This is a genomic window from Mycobacterium sp. 134 (assembly GCF_048282715.1).
GTDB lineage: Bacteria > Actinomycetota > Actinomycetes > Mycobacteriales > Mycobacteriaceae > Mycobacterium > Mycobacterium septicum.
On sequence record NZ_JBLVUN010000008.1, the window covers coordinates 828,071 to 845,842 of the forward strand.

Here is a 17,772-nt window from a genome sequence, read left to right on the forward strand (position 1 = left end):
GAGTTCGGAGCGGCTGACGATTTCATGGCACCAAGCCTGTTCTTTGATTCAAAGAAATGTTCCGTTGAGCGAGTACTCACCCAACGCGGTCGAAAGCTCCTGGTGCAGCTCATCTTTCGAGTTGATGCGGCCCGGGAGATAGGAAATCAGCGATACGAAAACCCTGCCCTGCACCGTTCCCGACAGCAAGGTCTGCAAACCGCCGTACTGCCGCATCGCCGGAGTGTCCACGCCGAGGTGGTGGAGCCGGATGGCATAGGAGTCGGCCTCTGTGCCATCCGGCCGACTCGCGGCCGCATCGGTCACCCCGACGTTGGATGCACCGACGAGATTGAACGCGCTGACCCTGGTCGCACCGCGGGCCGCTTTGAGCAGCCGTTTGGACAACAGGGGAACCAGGGCATTCAGCACCTGCGCGGGATCGGGTTCTTCCTGGTGACGAATCAGCGCCTGCTTCACCGCGGCCCGGATCCCGCGCAGGTCTGTCGTTGCAGATTCGGTGTTGACGGTGGCGAGCACGCCGCTGATCGCGTTGGCGCGCGTGTCATCCGGGGTGCGCTCGTTGACCGGCAGTGTCACGACTACAGAACCGTCCGTAGCCACCCGTCCGGCTCGCTGAGCGAGGCGTGTCGCCAGTCCCACGAGCAGCGTGTTGCTGGTCCCGCCGAGTGAGCGCGCACGGGCTTCCCACTCGTCGGCGTCGACGAAGATCGTGGCGGTCGGGAGGTTGTGGGATTCGTCGGTTTCGGATGGTGGCGGAGGTGTATCGGTGGTCGGCGGGGCGGCGGCTGTGGCTCCGTTGCGACTGGACCGGCCCAACTTCATCGCGGCCATGACGGCACGGCTCATGGCCGGGATGTCGCTCACGGTCTGGCGGGCATCCTCGCGCAGGGCCTGCCACCGCCCGCGCGATGCGGCGTCCGGCCAGTCGATCGGGTCGTCGCGTCCAAGCGCCGCATCCGCCACCGCCTCCCACAGTCCGACGCCGTCGATGAGGCAATGGTCGATGGTCAAGCTCACGCCGGCGCCGCCGTCGGTGAACGGGAGCACCGCGAGATGCCATGCCGGTCCGTGCTCGCAGTCCAGCGGGCTGTTGCTCTGCTCGTCGAGCCAGCCGTCGAACGCCTCCCGTGGTCGGGCCGCCACGGCGATCTCGAGCTCGGGCGAATTGTCAGGTGCCACCCAGCGGCTGCGGCCGAACGGCAGTGGGGAATGGGCGATGCAACGAGATAACCGTCCTCGCTCAAGATGGGCGTGGAACTGTCGAAGCCCGTCGATGTTGACCGGACGGTTGTACACCCAGACGCACTGCAGCCGGGTTGTCGATCCGGATGCCTGCGCGTAGTCGAACATGGTCTGATCGAGCAGATCGAGTACGTTGCTCATTTTCGCTACGGTACGAGTCTGACCGCGGTTTCACCCCGCAAATGCGACGAAACCGCACTCCGAACCTGGTGGGATGACGCGAGTTACACCGTGCGCGCCAAGCGATTGGCGAGTAGCCCGGCGAACTTGGCCGGGTCCTCGGGCACCTCACCCTCGGCGAGAAGGGCCGTGCCGTAGAGCAGTTCGGCTGTCTCGGCCAGACGGTGCATCTGGGCTTCGTTCCCTTCGGGCGTATCCGCTGCGGGGGCGTGGGCCTCTCTCAAGCCGGTGACGAGCGGGTGCTTCGGATTGAGCTCGAGTATCCGTTTACCCGTCGGAATCACTTGCCCGGACGCTCGGTACATGCGCGCCAGAGCGGGTGTGATGCCGAAGGCGGGTGTGATCAGGCAGGCCGGAGACTCGGTCAGTCGATGGGACAGTCGCACTTCCGAGACGTGATCGCCCAGTGTCTCCGTCAACCAGGCCAACAGGTCGGCGAACTCCTGCTGCTCCGCCTCGCGCTCGGCCTCGTGGTCTGCCCTGTCGGCATCGGAGTCGAGGTCGACCTCACCCTTGGCGACCGATTGCAGCGGCTTGCCCTCGAACTCCGGCACCGATCCGACCCATATCTCGTCCACCGGGTCGGTGAGCAACAGCACCTCGTATCCTTTGGCCCGGAAAGCCTCCAGATGCGGGGATTTCAGAAGTTGATCCCGCGACGGTCCGGTGGCGTAGAAGATCTGTTCCTGACCGTCTTTCATGCGCTCGACATATTCGGCCAGCGTGGTGAGCTTGTCGTCGCTCTGAGTGGACGAGAATGACGAGATCCGCAGCAACGTGTCCTGGTTGTCCGAGTCCGACATCAGGCCTTCTTTGAGGACAGCGCCGAACTGCGTCCAGAACGTGGAGTAGTCCTCGGGTTTCCCGGTTTGCAGGTCCGCAATGGTCGACAGGATCTTCTTCGTCAGTCGACGACGGATGGCGGTAACCTGCCGATCCTGCTGAAGGATTTCCCGAGAGACGTTGAGCGACATGCCTTGAGCGTCGACGACACCCTTGACGAAGCGCAGGTATCTGGGCATCAGCTCGTCGCAATCGCCCATGACGAAGACGCGCCTGATGTAGAGCTGAACCCCGGTGCCGGCATCCCGGGTGAACAGGTCGAACGGGGCGTGCGATGGGATGAACAACAACGCCTGGTACTCGAAGGTCCCCTCGCCTTTCATCGAGATGACCGTGAGTGGATCGTCCCAGGCATGGGCGATGTGCTTGTAGAACTCGTGATATTCCTGCTCGGAGACCTCGTCTTTGGGCTTGGCCCACAACGCTTTCATCGAGTTCAGGGTTTGGGTCTCGACCGATACGCTGTCCGCTCCGCCTTCCTCGGTGGCCGGCGTCTGTCGTTCGACCTGCATTCGGATGGGCCAGGCGATGAAATCGGAGTACTTCTTGACCAGCTCTCTGATCTTCCGCTCAGCGGTGTAGTCGTGCAGCTGATCCTCGACGTCTTCGGGCTTGAGATGGAGCGTGACGGATGTGCCCTGTGGCGCGTCGTCGACGGACTCGATGGTGTAGGTGCCGTCACCGCTCGATACCCATCGGGTGGCCTCGCTCTCACCGGCCTTGCGAGTGAGCAGTTCAACCCTGTCGGCCACCATGAACGTCGAGTAGAAGCCGACGCCGAACTGCCCGATCAATTCCTCGGAGGCGGCCGAGTTCCTGGCGTCCCGCAGTTGCTGACGTAGCTGTGCGGTTCCTGACTTCGCGAGCGTGCCGATCAGGTCCACGACCTCGTCGTGCGTCATCCCGATACCGTTGTCGCGCACGGTAAGTGTCCGAGGCGCGTGGGCCACCTCGATGTCGATGTGGAGATCGGACGTGTCGGCTGTGAGGTCCTTGTTCCGCATCGTCTCGAGGCGCAGCTTGTCCAACGCATCGGACGCGTTCGAGATGAGCTCCCGCAGAAACGAGTCCTTGTTGGAGTAGACGGAGTGGACCAGCAACTCCAGGAGTTGGCGTGCCTCAGCCTGAAACTCCAGCTGCTCGACGCGTGCAGACATGTGATTCCATCCCACAGATCGACCTACGTTGGATATCTCCGAGGAGGATACCGACCTGTCGGCAGCTCAGGGGCCAGCCAAACACGGAGCGCTTGGACCGGGCCTGTTTCGCCCGCCGCGCTTGTCTCCGGGGCCCCGAACACGTGCCCATCTATGAGCAGCCTTTTGTGCACGGTTCGAATTCGATCTTGATGTGAGATTGCTGGAAATCTGTGACATCGAAAATTTGCCAGTTATTGCAGTCGCAAATTTTGACGGAGACGATGTGCCGCACCGGGCGTGTGGGTCCTTCTGGCTAACTCGATACGCGTCAATGCGGCCTGAAGCTGCGCCGGGGCATGCCGCGCACGTACCTTGTCCGGTTTGCCAATTAATTGAAAGGGCTATCTACTTCCCGCCCTACCGGGCGGGCGGCAGGGTGTGCGGTTCTACCGCCGTCCCATCCGATTCGCTGGATTGAACTACATCTTTGTCGTGCGCGTCCCATGAACCGCCGCCGTATGGAGAACCTTGAAGACCTCTATTTCTCTGCAGTTCAGAGGCATGCGTGAAGTGTCCGGGGTACAGCCTCACGGTTCATCTGAGCGCAAGTTGTGAACGATCATCGTGTCGACCGCGCCGGCGGGTCGGGGGCCTGGGTGTCCGGCACGACGAATCGCCGAATTGCGCATGGTGCGCGGGCCCGGTTCGGCCCGGATCAAGGCCGCAAGAATTTGCCCAAAAGTTGCGCACGTGACAAATGTGGTACTGAAGTGCGGAAGAGTAGCAACGAGGTATTGCTGTATGGCCGATTTCTGTGCGTTGCGAAAGGGAAGTGGATATGCTGACCCTCTGCAACCAGACATTCCATAGCTGTAGTTGGCCAACAAGGATATTTGGGCGCCAAGTGGTACGTAGCCGCGCGGCGTCCCGATCGTTGATTTTCGCTGGTCGACTCGGCGGTGGGGAGGACCAGGTGAGCGTCAACCCGTTCGACGACGACAACGGCAGCTTTCTCGTCTTGATCAACGACGAGGAGCAACACAGTCTGTGGCCGACCTTCGCCGACGTTCCCGCCGGCTGGGAGGCGGTGTTCGGCGAAGCGGATCGCGCTACGTGCCTGGACTACATCGAGCGGAACTGGCCGGATATCCGGCCTAAGAGCCTGCGCGACAGATTGGCGCAGAGTCAGGGCTCCGAGAGGTAACAGACGCGCGGGGGCGAGCCGGAGTGGGGCCGGTGAGTCTGCGGGGATTGGAGGGACGGTGGAGTTTCGCACCGGTGTCTATCGTGGGGCGAGCGTTGTGCGGTTGATCAACGATGCGGAGGCGTCGTCGTGACCGCCGATTTGACGCGGCGATTGTCCTCGATGGATTTTCTGGATGAAGATGAGCACGACCTTCTGTTCAGGTGGGGTAATCGGACGGCGTTGACCGAGTCGGCGTCTTCGTCGGTGTCGATTCTGGAGATGTTCGCTGCGCAGGTGGCTCGCGCGCCGGAGGTGCCGGCGGTGACGTTCGAGGGTCGCTCGATGAGTTATCGCGAGCTCGACGATGCATCGAATCGCTTGGCACACGAGTTAATTGGGCGTGGTGCGGGTCCGGGCACGCGTGTGGCGTTGCTGTTCCCTCGCTCCGCTGATGCGATCGTTTCAATTGTCGCGGTGCTGAAGTCGGGGGCGGCGTATGTGCCGATGGATCCGATGCATCCTGACGCGCGGATTCAGTTCATGCTCGCTGATGCCGAACCGGTGGTGGTGGTATCGACGGCGGAGTTGGCCGGTCGGCTGGCCGGGTGTGGTGTGGAGGTTGTTGATTTCTGTGGTGCGTGCAGGGGGTCTTTGCCGGGTGTGGGGTTGCCGGGGCCTGTGGCTGATGATGTTGCGTATTTGATTTATACGTCGGGGACGACGGGTGTGCCCAAGGGTGTGGCGATCACTCATCGGAATGTGACGGGGTTGTTGGACACCCTTGATGCGGAGTTGGGGCTGGCGGGTCAGGTTTGGACGCAGTGTCATTCGTTGGCGTTTGACTATTCGGTGTGGGAGATCTGGGGGGCGTTGCTGTTTGGTGGTCGGTTGGTGGTGGTGCCTGAGGTGGTGACGCGGGCGCCGGAGGATCTGTTGGCGTTGCTGATTGCCGAACAGGTGACCATGTTGAGCCAGACACCGTCGGCGTTTTATGCGTTGCAGGCTGTTGATGCGCTCGAACCTGGGCCGAGTGGTCAGTTGAAGTTGGAGACGGTGGTTTTCGGTGGGGAAGCCCTTGAGCCGCAGCGTCTTCGCGATTGGGTGGATCGACATCCGGGTTCGCCCCGGTTGATCAATATGTATGGGATTACCGAGACGACGGTGCACGCGTCGTTCCGTGAGATCTGCGAGGCAGATGTTGTCGGTAGTGCGAGCCCTGTCGGGTTGCCGTTGGCCCATCTTGGTTTCTTTGTGTTGGATCGGTCGTTGCGGCCGGTGCCGGTGGGTGTGGTGGGTGAGTTGTATGTGGTCGGTGCTGGGTTGGGGTGTGGTTATTGGCGTCGGGGTGGGTTGACCTCGACGCGCTTTGTGGCGTGTCCGTTCGGTGGCTCGGGTGCGCGGATGTATCGAACCGGGGATCTGGCGTCGTGGGGTTCTGATGGGCAGTTGCAGTATCTGGGTCGTGCTGATGAGCAGGTCAAGATCCGTGGGTATCGGATTGAGCTGGGTGAGATCCAAACCGCGCTGGCTGAGGTTGACGGAGTGCAGCAAGCCGCGGTGATCGCGCGGGAAGATCGTCCTGGTGATAAGCGTCTGGTCGGCTACATCACGGGCACTGCGGATCCGGTCGCTGTTCGTGCCTCGCTGGGGCAGCGGTTGCCGGGTTATATGGTGCCCGCGGCGGTGGTGGTGCTCGATGTGCTGCCGTTGACGGTGAACGGCAAGCTCGACAAACGGGCATTGCCGGAACCCGAGTACTCCGACATTGATCACTACCGGGCCCCGGGTTCTCCCGTCGAGGACGTGGTGGCCGGCATCTACGCGCAGGTGTTGGGTTTGGAGCGGGTCGGGGTTGATGATTCGTTCTTCGACTTGGGTGGGGATTCGCTGTCGGCGACGCGGTTGATCAATACGGTCAACGCCAATCTGGGGTCCGATCTTGCGGTGCGTGCGGTGTTTGAGGCGCCGTCGGTCGCAGGCCTGGCGTCCCGTGTCGGTGAGAGTTCAGGTTCGCGGGAGCCGTTGGTTGCTCAGCCGCGGCCGGATGTCATTCCGTTGTCGTATGCCCAGCAGCGGTTGTGGTTTTTGGATCAGTTGGAGGGGCCGTCACCGGTTTACAACATGGCGGTGGCGTTGCGGATCACCGGCGGACTGGATGTCAATGCGCTCGGTCAGGCGTTGGCCGATGTGGTGGGTCGGCATGAATCGCTGCGAACGGTGTACCCAGTGGTCGACGGGGTACCTCGGCAGCTCGTCATTCCTGCAGAGCAGGCCGATCTCGGATGGCGCGTGGTCGACGCGAGCGACTGGCCTAGCGGCCGGCTAGAGGAAGCCATTGGTGTCGCGGTGGGTCACTCATTTGACCTGTCCAGCGAGATCCCCTTGCAGGTAACAGTTTTCCGCGTCAATAAAGACGAGTATGTGTTGGTGGCGGTGGTGCACCACATCGCGGCTGATGGTTGGTCGGTGGCTCCGTTGGTCGCCGACTTGGGCGGAGCGTATGCCGCTCGGTGCCTGGGAAGTACCCCGGACTGGGCGCCCTTGCCGGTGCAGTATGTCGATTACACGCTGTGGCAGCGCGGGTATCTGGGCGAGTTGACCGATCCCGATAGCGACATCGCTGGGCAGGTGGAGTACTGGAAGCAGGCTCTGGCGGGGCTGCCGGAACGGTTGGAGTTACCGACGGATCGGCCGTATCCGGTCGAGGCTGATCACCGGGGCGCGAGTGTGGTGGTCGAATGGCCTGCTGAGTTGCAGCAGCGGGTGGCACGGGTGGCCCGTGAGCACAATGCGACGCCGTTCATGGTGGTGCAGGCAGCTCTTTCCATGTTGTTGTCGAAGCTCAGTGCGAGTTCGGATGTGGCGGTGGGTGTTCCGATCGCCGGGCGTGGTGATTCCGCGCTGGATCAGTTGGTGGGTTTCTTCGTCAACACGTTGGTGTTGCGGGTGGATCTGGCCGGTGATCCCACGGTCTCTGATGTGGTGGAGCAGGTGCGTCAGCGCAGCTTGGCCGCATTGGAGCATCAGGATGTGCCGTTTGAGGTGTTGGTGGATCGGCTCAAGCCGACCCGCTCACTGGCGCATCACCCACTGGTTCAGGTGATGCTGGCGTGGCAGAACTTCAGCCGGGAGGCCGACGGTCCTGCTGACGCGGTCTTGGGCGATGTGCAGGTCACACCATTGGCAGCGGAAACCGCTACCGCTCGGATGGACCTGGTGTTCTCGTTGGGTGAGCGTTTCGGCAAGGCTGGTGAGCCGGCGGGGATCGGCGGGACGGTGGAGTTCCGTACCGATGTGTTCGATGCGGCCAGTATCGAGGTATTGATCGGGCGGCTGAAACGAGTGTTGGACGCGGTGGCTGCCGATCCGCGCCAGTTGTTGTCGACGCTCGATCTGCTCGACGTGGCCGATCATGTCCGGCTGGATGAGATCGGTAACCGGGGGGTGCTCACCACGCCGACGGTTCCGATGTCGGTTCCGGTGATGTTCGCCGAGCAGGTGGTGCGTGCGCCGGAGGCGCAGGCGTTGGTGTGTGGTGGGCGGTCGTGGACGTATCGGGAGTTGGATGAGGCGTCGAATCGGTTGGCGCATTGGCTGACTGGTGTGGGTGCTGGTCCGGGTCGGTGTGTGGCGTTGGTGTTTCCCCGGTGTGGGGAGGCGATTGTGTCGATTGTGGCGGTGCTCAAGGCGGGTGCGGCTTATGTTCCGATCGATCCGATGCATCCTGATGCGCGGATCCAGTTCATGCTGGAGGACGCGCAACCGGTGGCGGTGGTGACCACTGCGGGTTTGGTTGGCCGGCTGGCCGGTTGCGGCGTCAACGTCGCGGACATCGACGATCCGCGTATCGCAGCGCAGTCGGGCTGTGCGCTGCCTGCTGCCTCGGCTCCTGACGATGTCGCGTATCTGATCTACACCTCGGGCACCACCGGTGTTCCCAAGGGTGTGGCGGTGGCCCAGCAGAACATCACCCAGTTCGTGGGGTCGCTGGATCGGCATTTGTCGCCAGCGGTGTGGGCGCAGTGGCATTCGTATTCCTTTGATGTGTCGGTGTGGGAGATCTGGGGTGCCCTGCTGCATGGTGGCCGGTTGGTGATCATCCCGGAGGCGGTGGCGAGTTCGCCCCAGGACTTCCACGCGCTACTGGTTTCCGAACAGGTCACGGTGTTGAGTCAGACTCCGTCGGCGGTGGGGATGCTCTCGCCGCAGGGGTTGGAGTCGGCGGCGTTGGTGGTCGCCGGTGAGGCGTGCTCGACCGAGGTGATGGATCAATGGGCGGGTGCGGGTCGGGTGATGATCAATGCCTATGGTCCGACCGAGGCCACGGTGTATGCCACGATCAGCGCTCCGTTGCGGCCGGGTTCTGGTGTGGTGCCGATCGGTTCGCCGGTGCCGGGGGCAGCCGCGTTCGTATGCGACCAATGGCTACGGGAAGTCCCGGCCGGTGTCGTCGGCGAGTTGTATATCGCCGGGCGGGGAGTGGCCTACGGGTATGCCCGCCGCGGGGGTTTGACCGCATCCCGGTTCGTGGCGTGTCCGTTCGGTGCCCCGGGCGCGCGGATGTATCGCACCGGGGATTTGGTGCGGTGGGGTGTTGATGGGCAGTTGCAGTACCTGGGTCGTGCCGATGAGCAGGTCAAGATCCGCGGCTACCGCATCGAACTCGGTGAGATTCAGAGTGCCCTAGCTGATATGGCGGGGATCGATCAGGCCGCGGTGATCGCTCGCGAGGATCGCCCCGGAGACAAGCGGCTGGTCGGCTATGTGACTGGGAGTGTGGATCCGGTCGCTGTTCGTGCCGCATTGGGGCAGCGGTTGCCGGGCTACATGGTGCCCACAGCGGTAGTGGTGGTCGAGGCAATTCCGTTGACTGTCAACGGAAAGCTTGATCGGCGGGCCTTGCCGGCACCGGATTACGCCGATACTGGCGAGGGATACCGCGCTCCGTCGACCACAGTCGAGGAGATCCTTGCCGGCATCTACGCCAAAGTTCTGGGGCTGGAACGGGTCGGGGTCGACGACTCCTTCTTCGACCTGGGTGGAGATTCCCTCTCTGCCATGAGATTGATCGCTTCGATCAATGCCGGCCTGGATGTTGATATCGCGGTGCGTACTTTGTTCGACGCACCCACGGTGGCACTGCTGGCCCCACGCATCGACATGGCTACCGGCGGGCTTCCAGCCCTGACAGTCCAACAACGACCCGCCCTTATCCCGCTGTCCTACGCGCAGAACCGTATGTGGTTCCTCAACAGGTTTGACAGTGGCGCAGCCACATACAACATGCCGACCGCGTATCGGATCAGCGGGCGACTCGACACTGACGCCCTCGCAGCGGCGTTGGCTGATGTGGTGGGCCGTCACGAGAGTTTGCGGACGTTGTTCCCCGCGGTTGACGGTGTGCCGCGGCAGGTGGTGGTGCCTGCAGACCAGATCGAGATCGGGTGGCGTGTCGTTGATGCCACTGGCTGGTCCACGGATCGGCTGCGGGAGGCGATCGGTGAGGTCGTCGGGTACAGCTTCGACTTGTCTGCTGAAACGCCGCTGAGGGCAGCCCTTTTCCGGGTGGGTGTGGATGAGCATGTGCTGGTGGCGGTGGTGCACCATATCGCCGGTGATGGTTGGTCGATCGGGCCGTTGGTGCGGGATCTGGGTGTGGCGTATGCGAGTCGGTGTGCGGGGCAGGTCCCGGGGTGGGCGCCGTTGCCGGTGCAGTATGTGGATTACACGTTGTGGCAGCGTGAGCATTTGGGTGAGCTGACCGACCCGGAGAGCCGTATTTCCGAGCAGTTGGCCTACTGGGAGCAGGCGCTGGCCGGGTTGCCCGAGCGACTCGAGCTACCGACTGATCGGCCCTATCCGCCGGTGGCGGACCATCGCGGTGCAACCGTCATGGTCGATTGGCCGGTCGAGTTGCAGCAGCAGGTCGCCCGGGTGGCCCACGAACACAACGCCACCAGCTTCATGGTGGTGCAGGCCGCACTGGCCGTGTTGCTCGCCCAATTAAGTGCCAGCTCTGATGTGGCGGTGGGCTTCCCGATCGCCGGGCGCCGCGATCCGGCGCTCGATGAGTTGGTCGGGTTCTTCGTCAACACGCTGGTGCTGCGGGTTGATCTGGGCGGAGACCCCACCGTCGCCGAGGTGGTCGAGCAGGTGCGTCAGCGTGCGTTGGCCGCCTTCGAACACCAGGACGTGCCGTTCGAGGTGCTGGTCGAGCGGCTCAACCCGACCCGATCCCTGGCCCATGAGCCTGTGATCCAGGTGATCTTCGCCTGGCAGAATCTGCCCGGTCTGGACAACGACGCCGCGACTGCGCTCAGCCTGGGTGATGTGCAGGCCGCCCCGCTGGAGGCTGATACACAGACTGCCCGCATGGATCTGGTGCTCTTCCTTCGAGAGCACTGGACCGACGCCGGCGAGCCCGCCGGAATCTGGGGCTCGGTGGAATTCCGGACCGATGTGTTCGATGCCGCCAGCATCGAGACCCTGATCGAGAGGTTGCGCCAGGTGTTGGCGGCGATGACGTCTGATCCGGGTCGCCGGCTGTCGACGGTGGGCCTGCTCGATGCGTTCGAGCAGCTGCGTTTGGACGAAGTCGGTCACCGGGCTGTGTTGGCCCGCTCTGGGACGGAATCATCGATTCCTGAGCTGTTTGCCGGCCAGGTGGTGCGGGCGCCTGACGCGGTGGCGGTGCGGTTCGGCGACCGGTCGTTGACTTACCGTGAGCTCGATGAGACATCGAATCGGTTGGCACACTTGCTGGTTGGGATCGGTGCCGGACCGGGACGCTGTGTCGGTTTGTTGACGGGCCGGTCGGCTGATGCGGTGGTCGCGATTCTGGGTGTGCTGAAGTCGGGGGCGGCGTATCTGCCGATCGACCCGGCCCATCCGGATGCGCGTGTGCAGTTCATGCTGGCCGATGCTGCGCCGGTGGCGGTCCTGACTACGGCTGGTTTGGTTGATCGGATGGCCGGCTGCGGTGTACCGGTACTGCAGGTTGACGATCCCCGGATCGACTCCTCGCCTGGCACGCCTGTAGCCGCGGGGCCGGCTGCCGACGACGTGGCGCACATCATCTACACCTCGGGCACCACGGGTGTGCCCAAAGGTGTTGCCGTCACCCATCAGAACGTGACACGGCTTTTCGACGGTCTGGACGTGGGCATCGAGATGGGCCCAGGGCAGGTGTGGGCTGCGTGTTCGTCCTTGGCTTTTGACTATTCGGTATGGGAGATCTGGGGCGCCCTGTTGCACGGTGGGCGGCTGGTGGTGGTACCCGAGCAGGTGACGCGGTCACCGCAGGAGCTGCAGGCGTTACTGGTCGGCGAACGGGTGACGGTGTTGAGTCAAACCCCGTCCGCGGTGGGGATGCTCTCGCCGGAGGGATTGGCATCGGTATCGGCGTTGATGGTGGCCGCTGAACCGTGCCCGCAGGAAGTGGTGGATCGGTGGGCGCCGGGCCGGGTGATGATCAACGGCTACGGCCCGACCGAGACAACGGTGTACGCCACGATCAGCGCTCCGCTACAGGCCGGGGCGGGTGTCGTCCCGATCGGTGTGCCGGTACCGGGCGCCGGGCTGTTCGTGTTGGATCAGTGGCTACGCGAAGTCCCGCCGGGTGTGGTGGGGGAGTTGTATGTTGCCGGTCGTGGCGTCGGTATGGGTTATGTGCGCCGGCCAGGGTTGACCGGATCACGTTTCATCCCTTGCCCGTTCGGGGCGCCAGGTACCCGGATGTACCGCACCGGGGATCGGGTGTCGTGGGGAGCCGACGGGCAGCTGCGGTATGCGGGTCGTGCGGACGAGCAGGTCAAGATCCGCGGCTACCGCATAGAACTCGGTGAAATTCAGTCGGTTTTGGCTTCGCATCCCCGCGTCTCCCAAGCGGTCGTCGTCGCCCACACCGCCACGTCAACCGCGAACCGGAGTGAGCACACCGCCGACAAACAGTTGGTGGCCTATGTCGTCCTGGACCCGGAGATGATGCTGGTCCGCGAGTCTGCCCGCGAAGCGGAACTCGTCGACCAGTGGCAGGGCGTGTATGAGGGCTTGTACTCGGGGGAGTCGTTCACCACGAGCACGCCCACCGAGCTGGGCGAGGACTTCGGTGGCTGGAACAGCAGCTACACCGGAGACCCAATTCCGTTGCCACAGATGGAGGAATGGCGTTCGGCCGCGGTTGCCAGGATCCTGGCGCTACAGCCACGGCGGGTGCTGGAGATCGGTGTGGGCTCGGGGTTGCTGCTTGCGCAGGTGGCCCCGGAGTGCGCCGAGTATTGGGCAACGGACTTCTCGCCACCGACGATTCAGACATTGCGGACGAAAGTGGCCGGGCAGCCCTGGGCGGACCGGGTGCGGTTGCGGGCGCAGCCGGCCGACGCCCCCGATGGGATACCGCAGGGCCATTTCGACGTAGTGGTGCTCAACTCGGTCATCCAGTACTTCCCGAGTGCGGGCTATCTGCTCGATGTGCTGGCCGTGGCGATGCGGTCACTGGCACCCGGCGGGGCCCTGTTCCTCGGCGATGTGCGCAACCTGTCGTTGTTGCGGGCGTTCACCACCGGGGTGGTATGCGCCGGCGCTCAGGACGGCCGCGACGGTGAGGACACAGCTGCAGCGGTCGGTGAGCGGGTACGTCGGGAGATGCTTTCCGAACAGGAGCTCTTGGTGGCTCCGGAGTTCTTTGCCGCGTTGCCGCAGCAGCTCGATGACATCGCCGCGGTCGAGGTGCGGCTCAAGGACATGCAGGCGATCAATGAACTCAGCGGCTATCGCTATGAGGTGGTGCTACGCAAGGGACCGATCCCTGTGCGGTCCGTTGCGAACCTGCCGTCCGAACCATGGCAGCGGTTCGGTGGCTTGGCGAGGTTGGCCGAGTATCTGCGGTCCGAGGGGTTACCGGAGCTGCGCGTCTCCGGGGTTCCTCATGCCGGAATCTGGCCGGATGTGGAGCTGGTACGCGAGCTGGACAAGGCGGGCGACCGCGAGTACGTAAGCGAATTGCGCTCCGGCATTTCGGCTTCCGGCGCAGTGTTACCGTATGACTGCCTGCAGCTGGGGCGGGAGCTGGGGTACGCCGCAGCCGTGACCTGGTCGCCGTGTGCCGGACTGGTTGACGTCGTCTACACCCGTGCCGCCGCGTCATCGGCCGACGGTGTCGTGCCGGCGCTGTCAGATCTTTATCTGCCCAGCACCGCGGCGGGCTCACTGGCCGCGTACGTCAACGACCCGTCTGCGATCGAACGGGCGGGGGAACTGCGTCGTTTCGCGGGGGACAAGCTGCCCGAATACATGGTGCCCGCGGCGATCATGGTGTTGGACGCCCTGCCGCTCACGGTCAACGGCAAACTCGATCGCCGGGCACTGCCGAACCCGGAGTTCAACAGTGGGGTGGCCTACCGGGCTCCTCGTGACCAGCGGGAGCGGGCTCTGGTCACCCTGTTCGGTGAGGTTCTGGGGGTCGCCCGGGTCGGCATCGACGACGGGTTCTTCGACCTGGGCGGACATTCCCTCTCCGCGACGCGACTGGTCGCGCGAATCCGGGCCGAGCTGAATGCCGAGGTGTCGATTCGGGCTTTGTTCGATGCCCCCACCCCGGCCGAATTGGCCGAGTGGATGAGCGCACATGCCAAGGACCGGACCGGCGCGGCACTGACCGTCCAAGAACGGCCGGCGGTGCTTCCGTTGTCGTATGCCCAGCAGCGGCTGTGGTTCCTCGACCAGTTGCAGGGCCCCTCACCGGTTTACAACATGCCGACCGCCTACCGGATCAACGGAACGCTGGACATCGAAGCGCTGGGGGCGGCGCTCACCGATGTGGTGGGCCGCCACGAGAGTCTGCGTACCGTCTTTACGGCGCTCGACGGGCTACCGCAGCAGGTCGTGATACCCACGGAGCAGGCGCAGTTCAGTTGGCAGGTGGTGGACGCCCGCGGATGGCCGGAGCCGCGGCTGCGGGAGGCCGTCGACACGACGGTGCGGCACTGCTTCGATCTGGCCGGCGAAGTTCCGGTCCGGGCAACGCTTTTACGGATCGACGAGAGCGAGCACGTACTGGTGGTGGTGGTCCACCACATTGCTGCCGACGGTTGGTCGATCGCGCCGATGGTGCGCGATCTCGGGATGGCCTATGCCAGCAGATGTGCGGGTCAGGTTCCCGACTGGTCGCCGCTGCCGGTGCAGTATGTCGACTACACGCTGTGGCAGCGCGAGCAACTGGGTGATCTCAACGATGCCGACAGTCCGATCGCCGCTCAGGTGGCGTACTGGGAGCAGGCGTTGGCGGGGCTGCCCGAGCGTCTGGAGTTGCCGACGGATCGGCCGTATCCGCCGGTCGCCGACTACCGCGGTGCAAGTGTGGCGGTGAATTGGCCGATTGAACTGCAGCAGAGAATCGGTCGACTGGCGCGGGAGCATGATGCCACCAGCTTCATGGTGCTGCAGGCGGCACTGGCGGTGCTGCTGTCGAAGCTGAGCGCCAGTTCTGATGTGGCGGTGGGCTTCCCGATCGCGGGGCGGCGTGATCCGGCGCTCGACGATCTGGTGGGATTCTTCGTCAACACCTTGGTGCTGCGGGTGGACCTTGGCGGAGACCCGACCTTCGCGGAGCTCATGGCCCAGATACGCCAGCGCAGCCTGGCCGCCTACGAGCACCAGGACGTGCCCTTCGAGGTGCTCGTGGATCGGCTCAACCCGATCCGGAGCCTGACCCACCACCCGCTGATCCAGGTGATGTTCGCCTGGCAGAACTTCGTCTCCCGAGACGGCGGTGAGGCTGGCGCCGAGCCGCTCCTGAGCGACCTGCAGGTGACCCCCCTTCCGGCCGACACCCAGGCTGCCCGCATGGACCTTGCTTTCTCCCTTGAGGAGCGCTGGACCGGGACCGGAGCACCGGACGGAATCGTCGGATCCGTGGAGTTCCGCACCGACGTGTTCGATGCAGACAGCATTCGGACATTGATCGAGCGGCTGGAGCGGGTGGTGTCGGCCTTGACCACCGATGCTCATCAGCGGGTCTCGTCGGTGGACGTGCTCATCGAAGGCGAACGGGATTGCCTGGACGAGATCGGCAACTGCGCGGCGCTCACCACCTGCTCGGCGCCGGTATCGGTGCCCACGTTGTTCGCCGGGCAGGTGACACGCGCACCGCAGGCGGTGGCGGTGACGGATGCCGGCCATTCACCCCAGTCCCGTGGAAGTCGCTCGAAGACGTATCAGGAACTCGATGAGGCGTCGAATCGATTGGCGCACTTGCTGGCCGAAGCGGGTATCGGACCCGGGCACAGGGTGGCCCTCCTGTTCAACCGTTGCGCCGAGGCGATCGAGGCGATGCTGGCAGTGCTCAAGACCGGAGCGGCCTATGTGCCGATGGACCCGGCACACCCAGAGGCACGGATCGCCTTCATGCTCGCCGACGCCGCGCCGAGTGCCGCGATCACCTCCGCAGCTCACCTCGATCGCCTGGCCAGAGCCGGCATGTTCGTCGTCGACATCGATGATCCTCGCATCGACGGCTACCCGAACACGGCGTTGCCGGCGCCGGAGGCCGACGAGATCGCCTACCTGATATACACCTCGGGCACCACTGGCACCCCTAAGCCTCGATCCACCGATGAATTGCCTGTGTAGGTGGGTGTCGATATAAGGAAAGTGCCCCTTGAGCTGGGAGGATTGGTGTTCTCTACGCATCAATCAGGCCAGTTAAGAAAGGCACTTCCAGTGCAAGTGTCCCACGGGTTCGCTGCGTCGTCGGCGGTCTTCGATGAGGATCATCTCGTGTCGTGCGCCGGACTGGTGCCGGTGATGACACTGGCTGAGCAGACCGGCCTGCCGAATCTGTTGGCTGACAAGATCTTCATCCCCGCGCCGAAGATCAAATCCGGGTCAGCGAATCCGGCACCGAAGCTGGCCACGGTGATCGCCGGGATGTGCGCCGGCGCCGACAGCATTGATGACCTCAACATCGTCCGGGCCGGGGGCATGAAAACACTCTTCGGCGATGTGTACGCACCATCAACCATCGGAACCCTGTTGCGGGAGTTCACCTTCGGACACGCACGCCAACTCGAATCAGTCCTGCGCGAACACTTGGCCGCCCTCTGCCGGCGCGTTGAGTTGCTACCCGGATCCGACAGCGGTGTGTTCATCGACATCGACTCCCTGCTACGACCGGTCTACGGCCATGCCAAACAAGGCGCCTCCTACGGACACACCAAAATCGCTGGCAAGCAGGTCCTGCGCAAAGGACTCTCGCCGTTGGCGACCACGATCAGCACCCCCGGTGCGGCGCCGGTGATCGCCGGGATGCGGCTGCGGGCCGGCAAGACCGGCTCCGGTAAAGGAGCCGGTCGAATGGTCGCCCAGGCCATCACCACGGCCCGAGCGGCCGGGGTCACCGGCCAGATCCTGGTCCGCGGCGATTCGTCCTACGGCACCCGCGCCGTCGTCGGCGCCTGCCGACGCCATGGTGCGCAATTCTCGGTGGTCATGGGCCGCAACAGCGCGATCAACCGGGCCATCAACGCCATCGACGACGCGGCGTGGACACCGGTGAAATACCCGGGCGCGGTGCGTGATCCCGACACCGGAGAGTGGATCTCTGATGCCGAAGTCGCCGAAATCAGCTACACCGCATTCGCGGCCACCACAGACCGCTTCACCGCCCGACTGGTGGTACGTCGGGTCAAAGATGCGCGCTTCCGCGACGCCCTGTTCCCGGTCTGGCGGTATCACCCGTTCTTCACCAACACCGACCTACCAACCGCCGACGCCGACATCACCCACCGTCAACACGCGATCATCGAAACTGTCTTCGCCGACCTGATCGCCGGCCCCTTGGCCCACATGCCCTCCGGGCAATTCGGCGCCAACTCCGCGTGGGTGCTCTGCGGGGCCATCGCCCACAATCTGCTGCGCGCCGCCGGTGTGCTTGCCGGTGGAGCGCACGCAGTGGCCCGGGGAGCCACCTTGCGACGCACGATCATCACCGTCCCGGCACGGCTGGCCCGACCGCAACGCCGACCCATCCTGCACCTACCCAGCCACTGGCCCTGGACCGAGCACTGGCTCACCCTGTGGCGCAACACCATCGGCTACAGCCCACCCGCTACCGCAACCGTCTAACCGTCGCCGAACAGGCCCCACCGAAGCACACAGGAAAAGCTGGGCAGACCAGCGGCT

At 64.1% G+C, this 17,772-nt stretch carries 4 protein-coding genes and 1 pseudogene; 3 read left to right on the forward strand and 2 right to left on the reverse strand.

Annotation, left to right across the window (positions count from 1 at the left end):
* Window positions 1-48 precede the first annotated feature (48 nt).
* Window positions 49-1,386 carry a hypothetical protein gene (locus ACNQVK_RS08655; protein WP_418029196.1) on the reverse strand — a complete coding sequence of 446 codons (1,338 nt, stop codon included), beginning with the start codon at window positions 1,384-1,386 and terminating at the stop codon, window positions 49-51.
* 83 nt (window positions 1,387-1,469) lie between these two features.
* Window positions 1,470-3,425: a molecular chaperone HtpG gene (gene htpG, locus ACNQVK_RS08660; RefSeq protein ID WP_418029197.1), complete on the reverse strand. Its 1,956-nt coding sequence runs from the start codon at window positions 3,423-3,425 to the stop codon at window positions 1,470-1,472.
* A 955-nt stretch (window positions 3,426-4,380) separates the two neighbouring features.
* Between htpG and ACNQVK_RS08665 the strand changes: the two genes are divergently transcribed.
* The 3 genes and pseudogenes from ACNQVK_RS08665 to ACNQVK_RS08675 all read left to right on the forward strand — a co-directional run bounded on the left by ACNQVK_RS08665 (window position 4,381) and on the right by ACNQVK_RS08675 (window position 17,715).
* On the forward strand, window positions 4,381-4,611 hold the full coding sequence (locus ACNQVK_RS08665) for an MbtH family protein (RefSeq protein ID WP_276128918.1): 231 nt from the start codon (window positions 4,381-4,383) through the stop codon (window positions 4,609-4,611).
* Window positions 4,612-4,740: 129 nt separating this feature from the next.
* A pseudogene (locus ACNQVK_RS08670) lies at window positions 4,741-16,191 on the forward strand (amino acid adenylation domain-containing protein); the annotation flags it as partial.
* A 120-nt stretch (window positions 16,192-16,311) separates the two neighbouring features.
* Window positions 16,312-17,715 (forward strand): IS1380 family transposase, encoded by a 1,404-nt coding sequence (locus tag ACNQVK_RS08675; protein ID WP_011768002.1) that lies wholly within the window; start codon window positions 16,312-16,314, stop codon window positions 17,713-17,715.
* The last annotated feature ends 57 nt before the right edge of the window (window positions 17,716-17,772 follow it).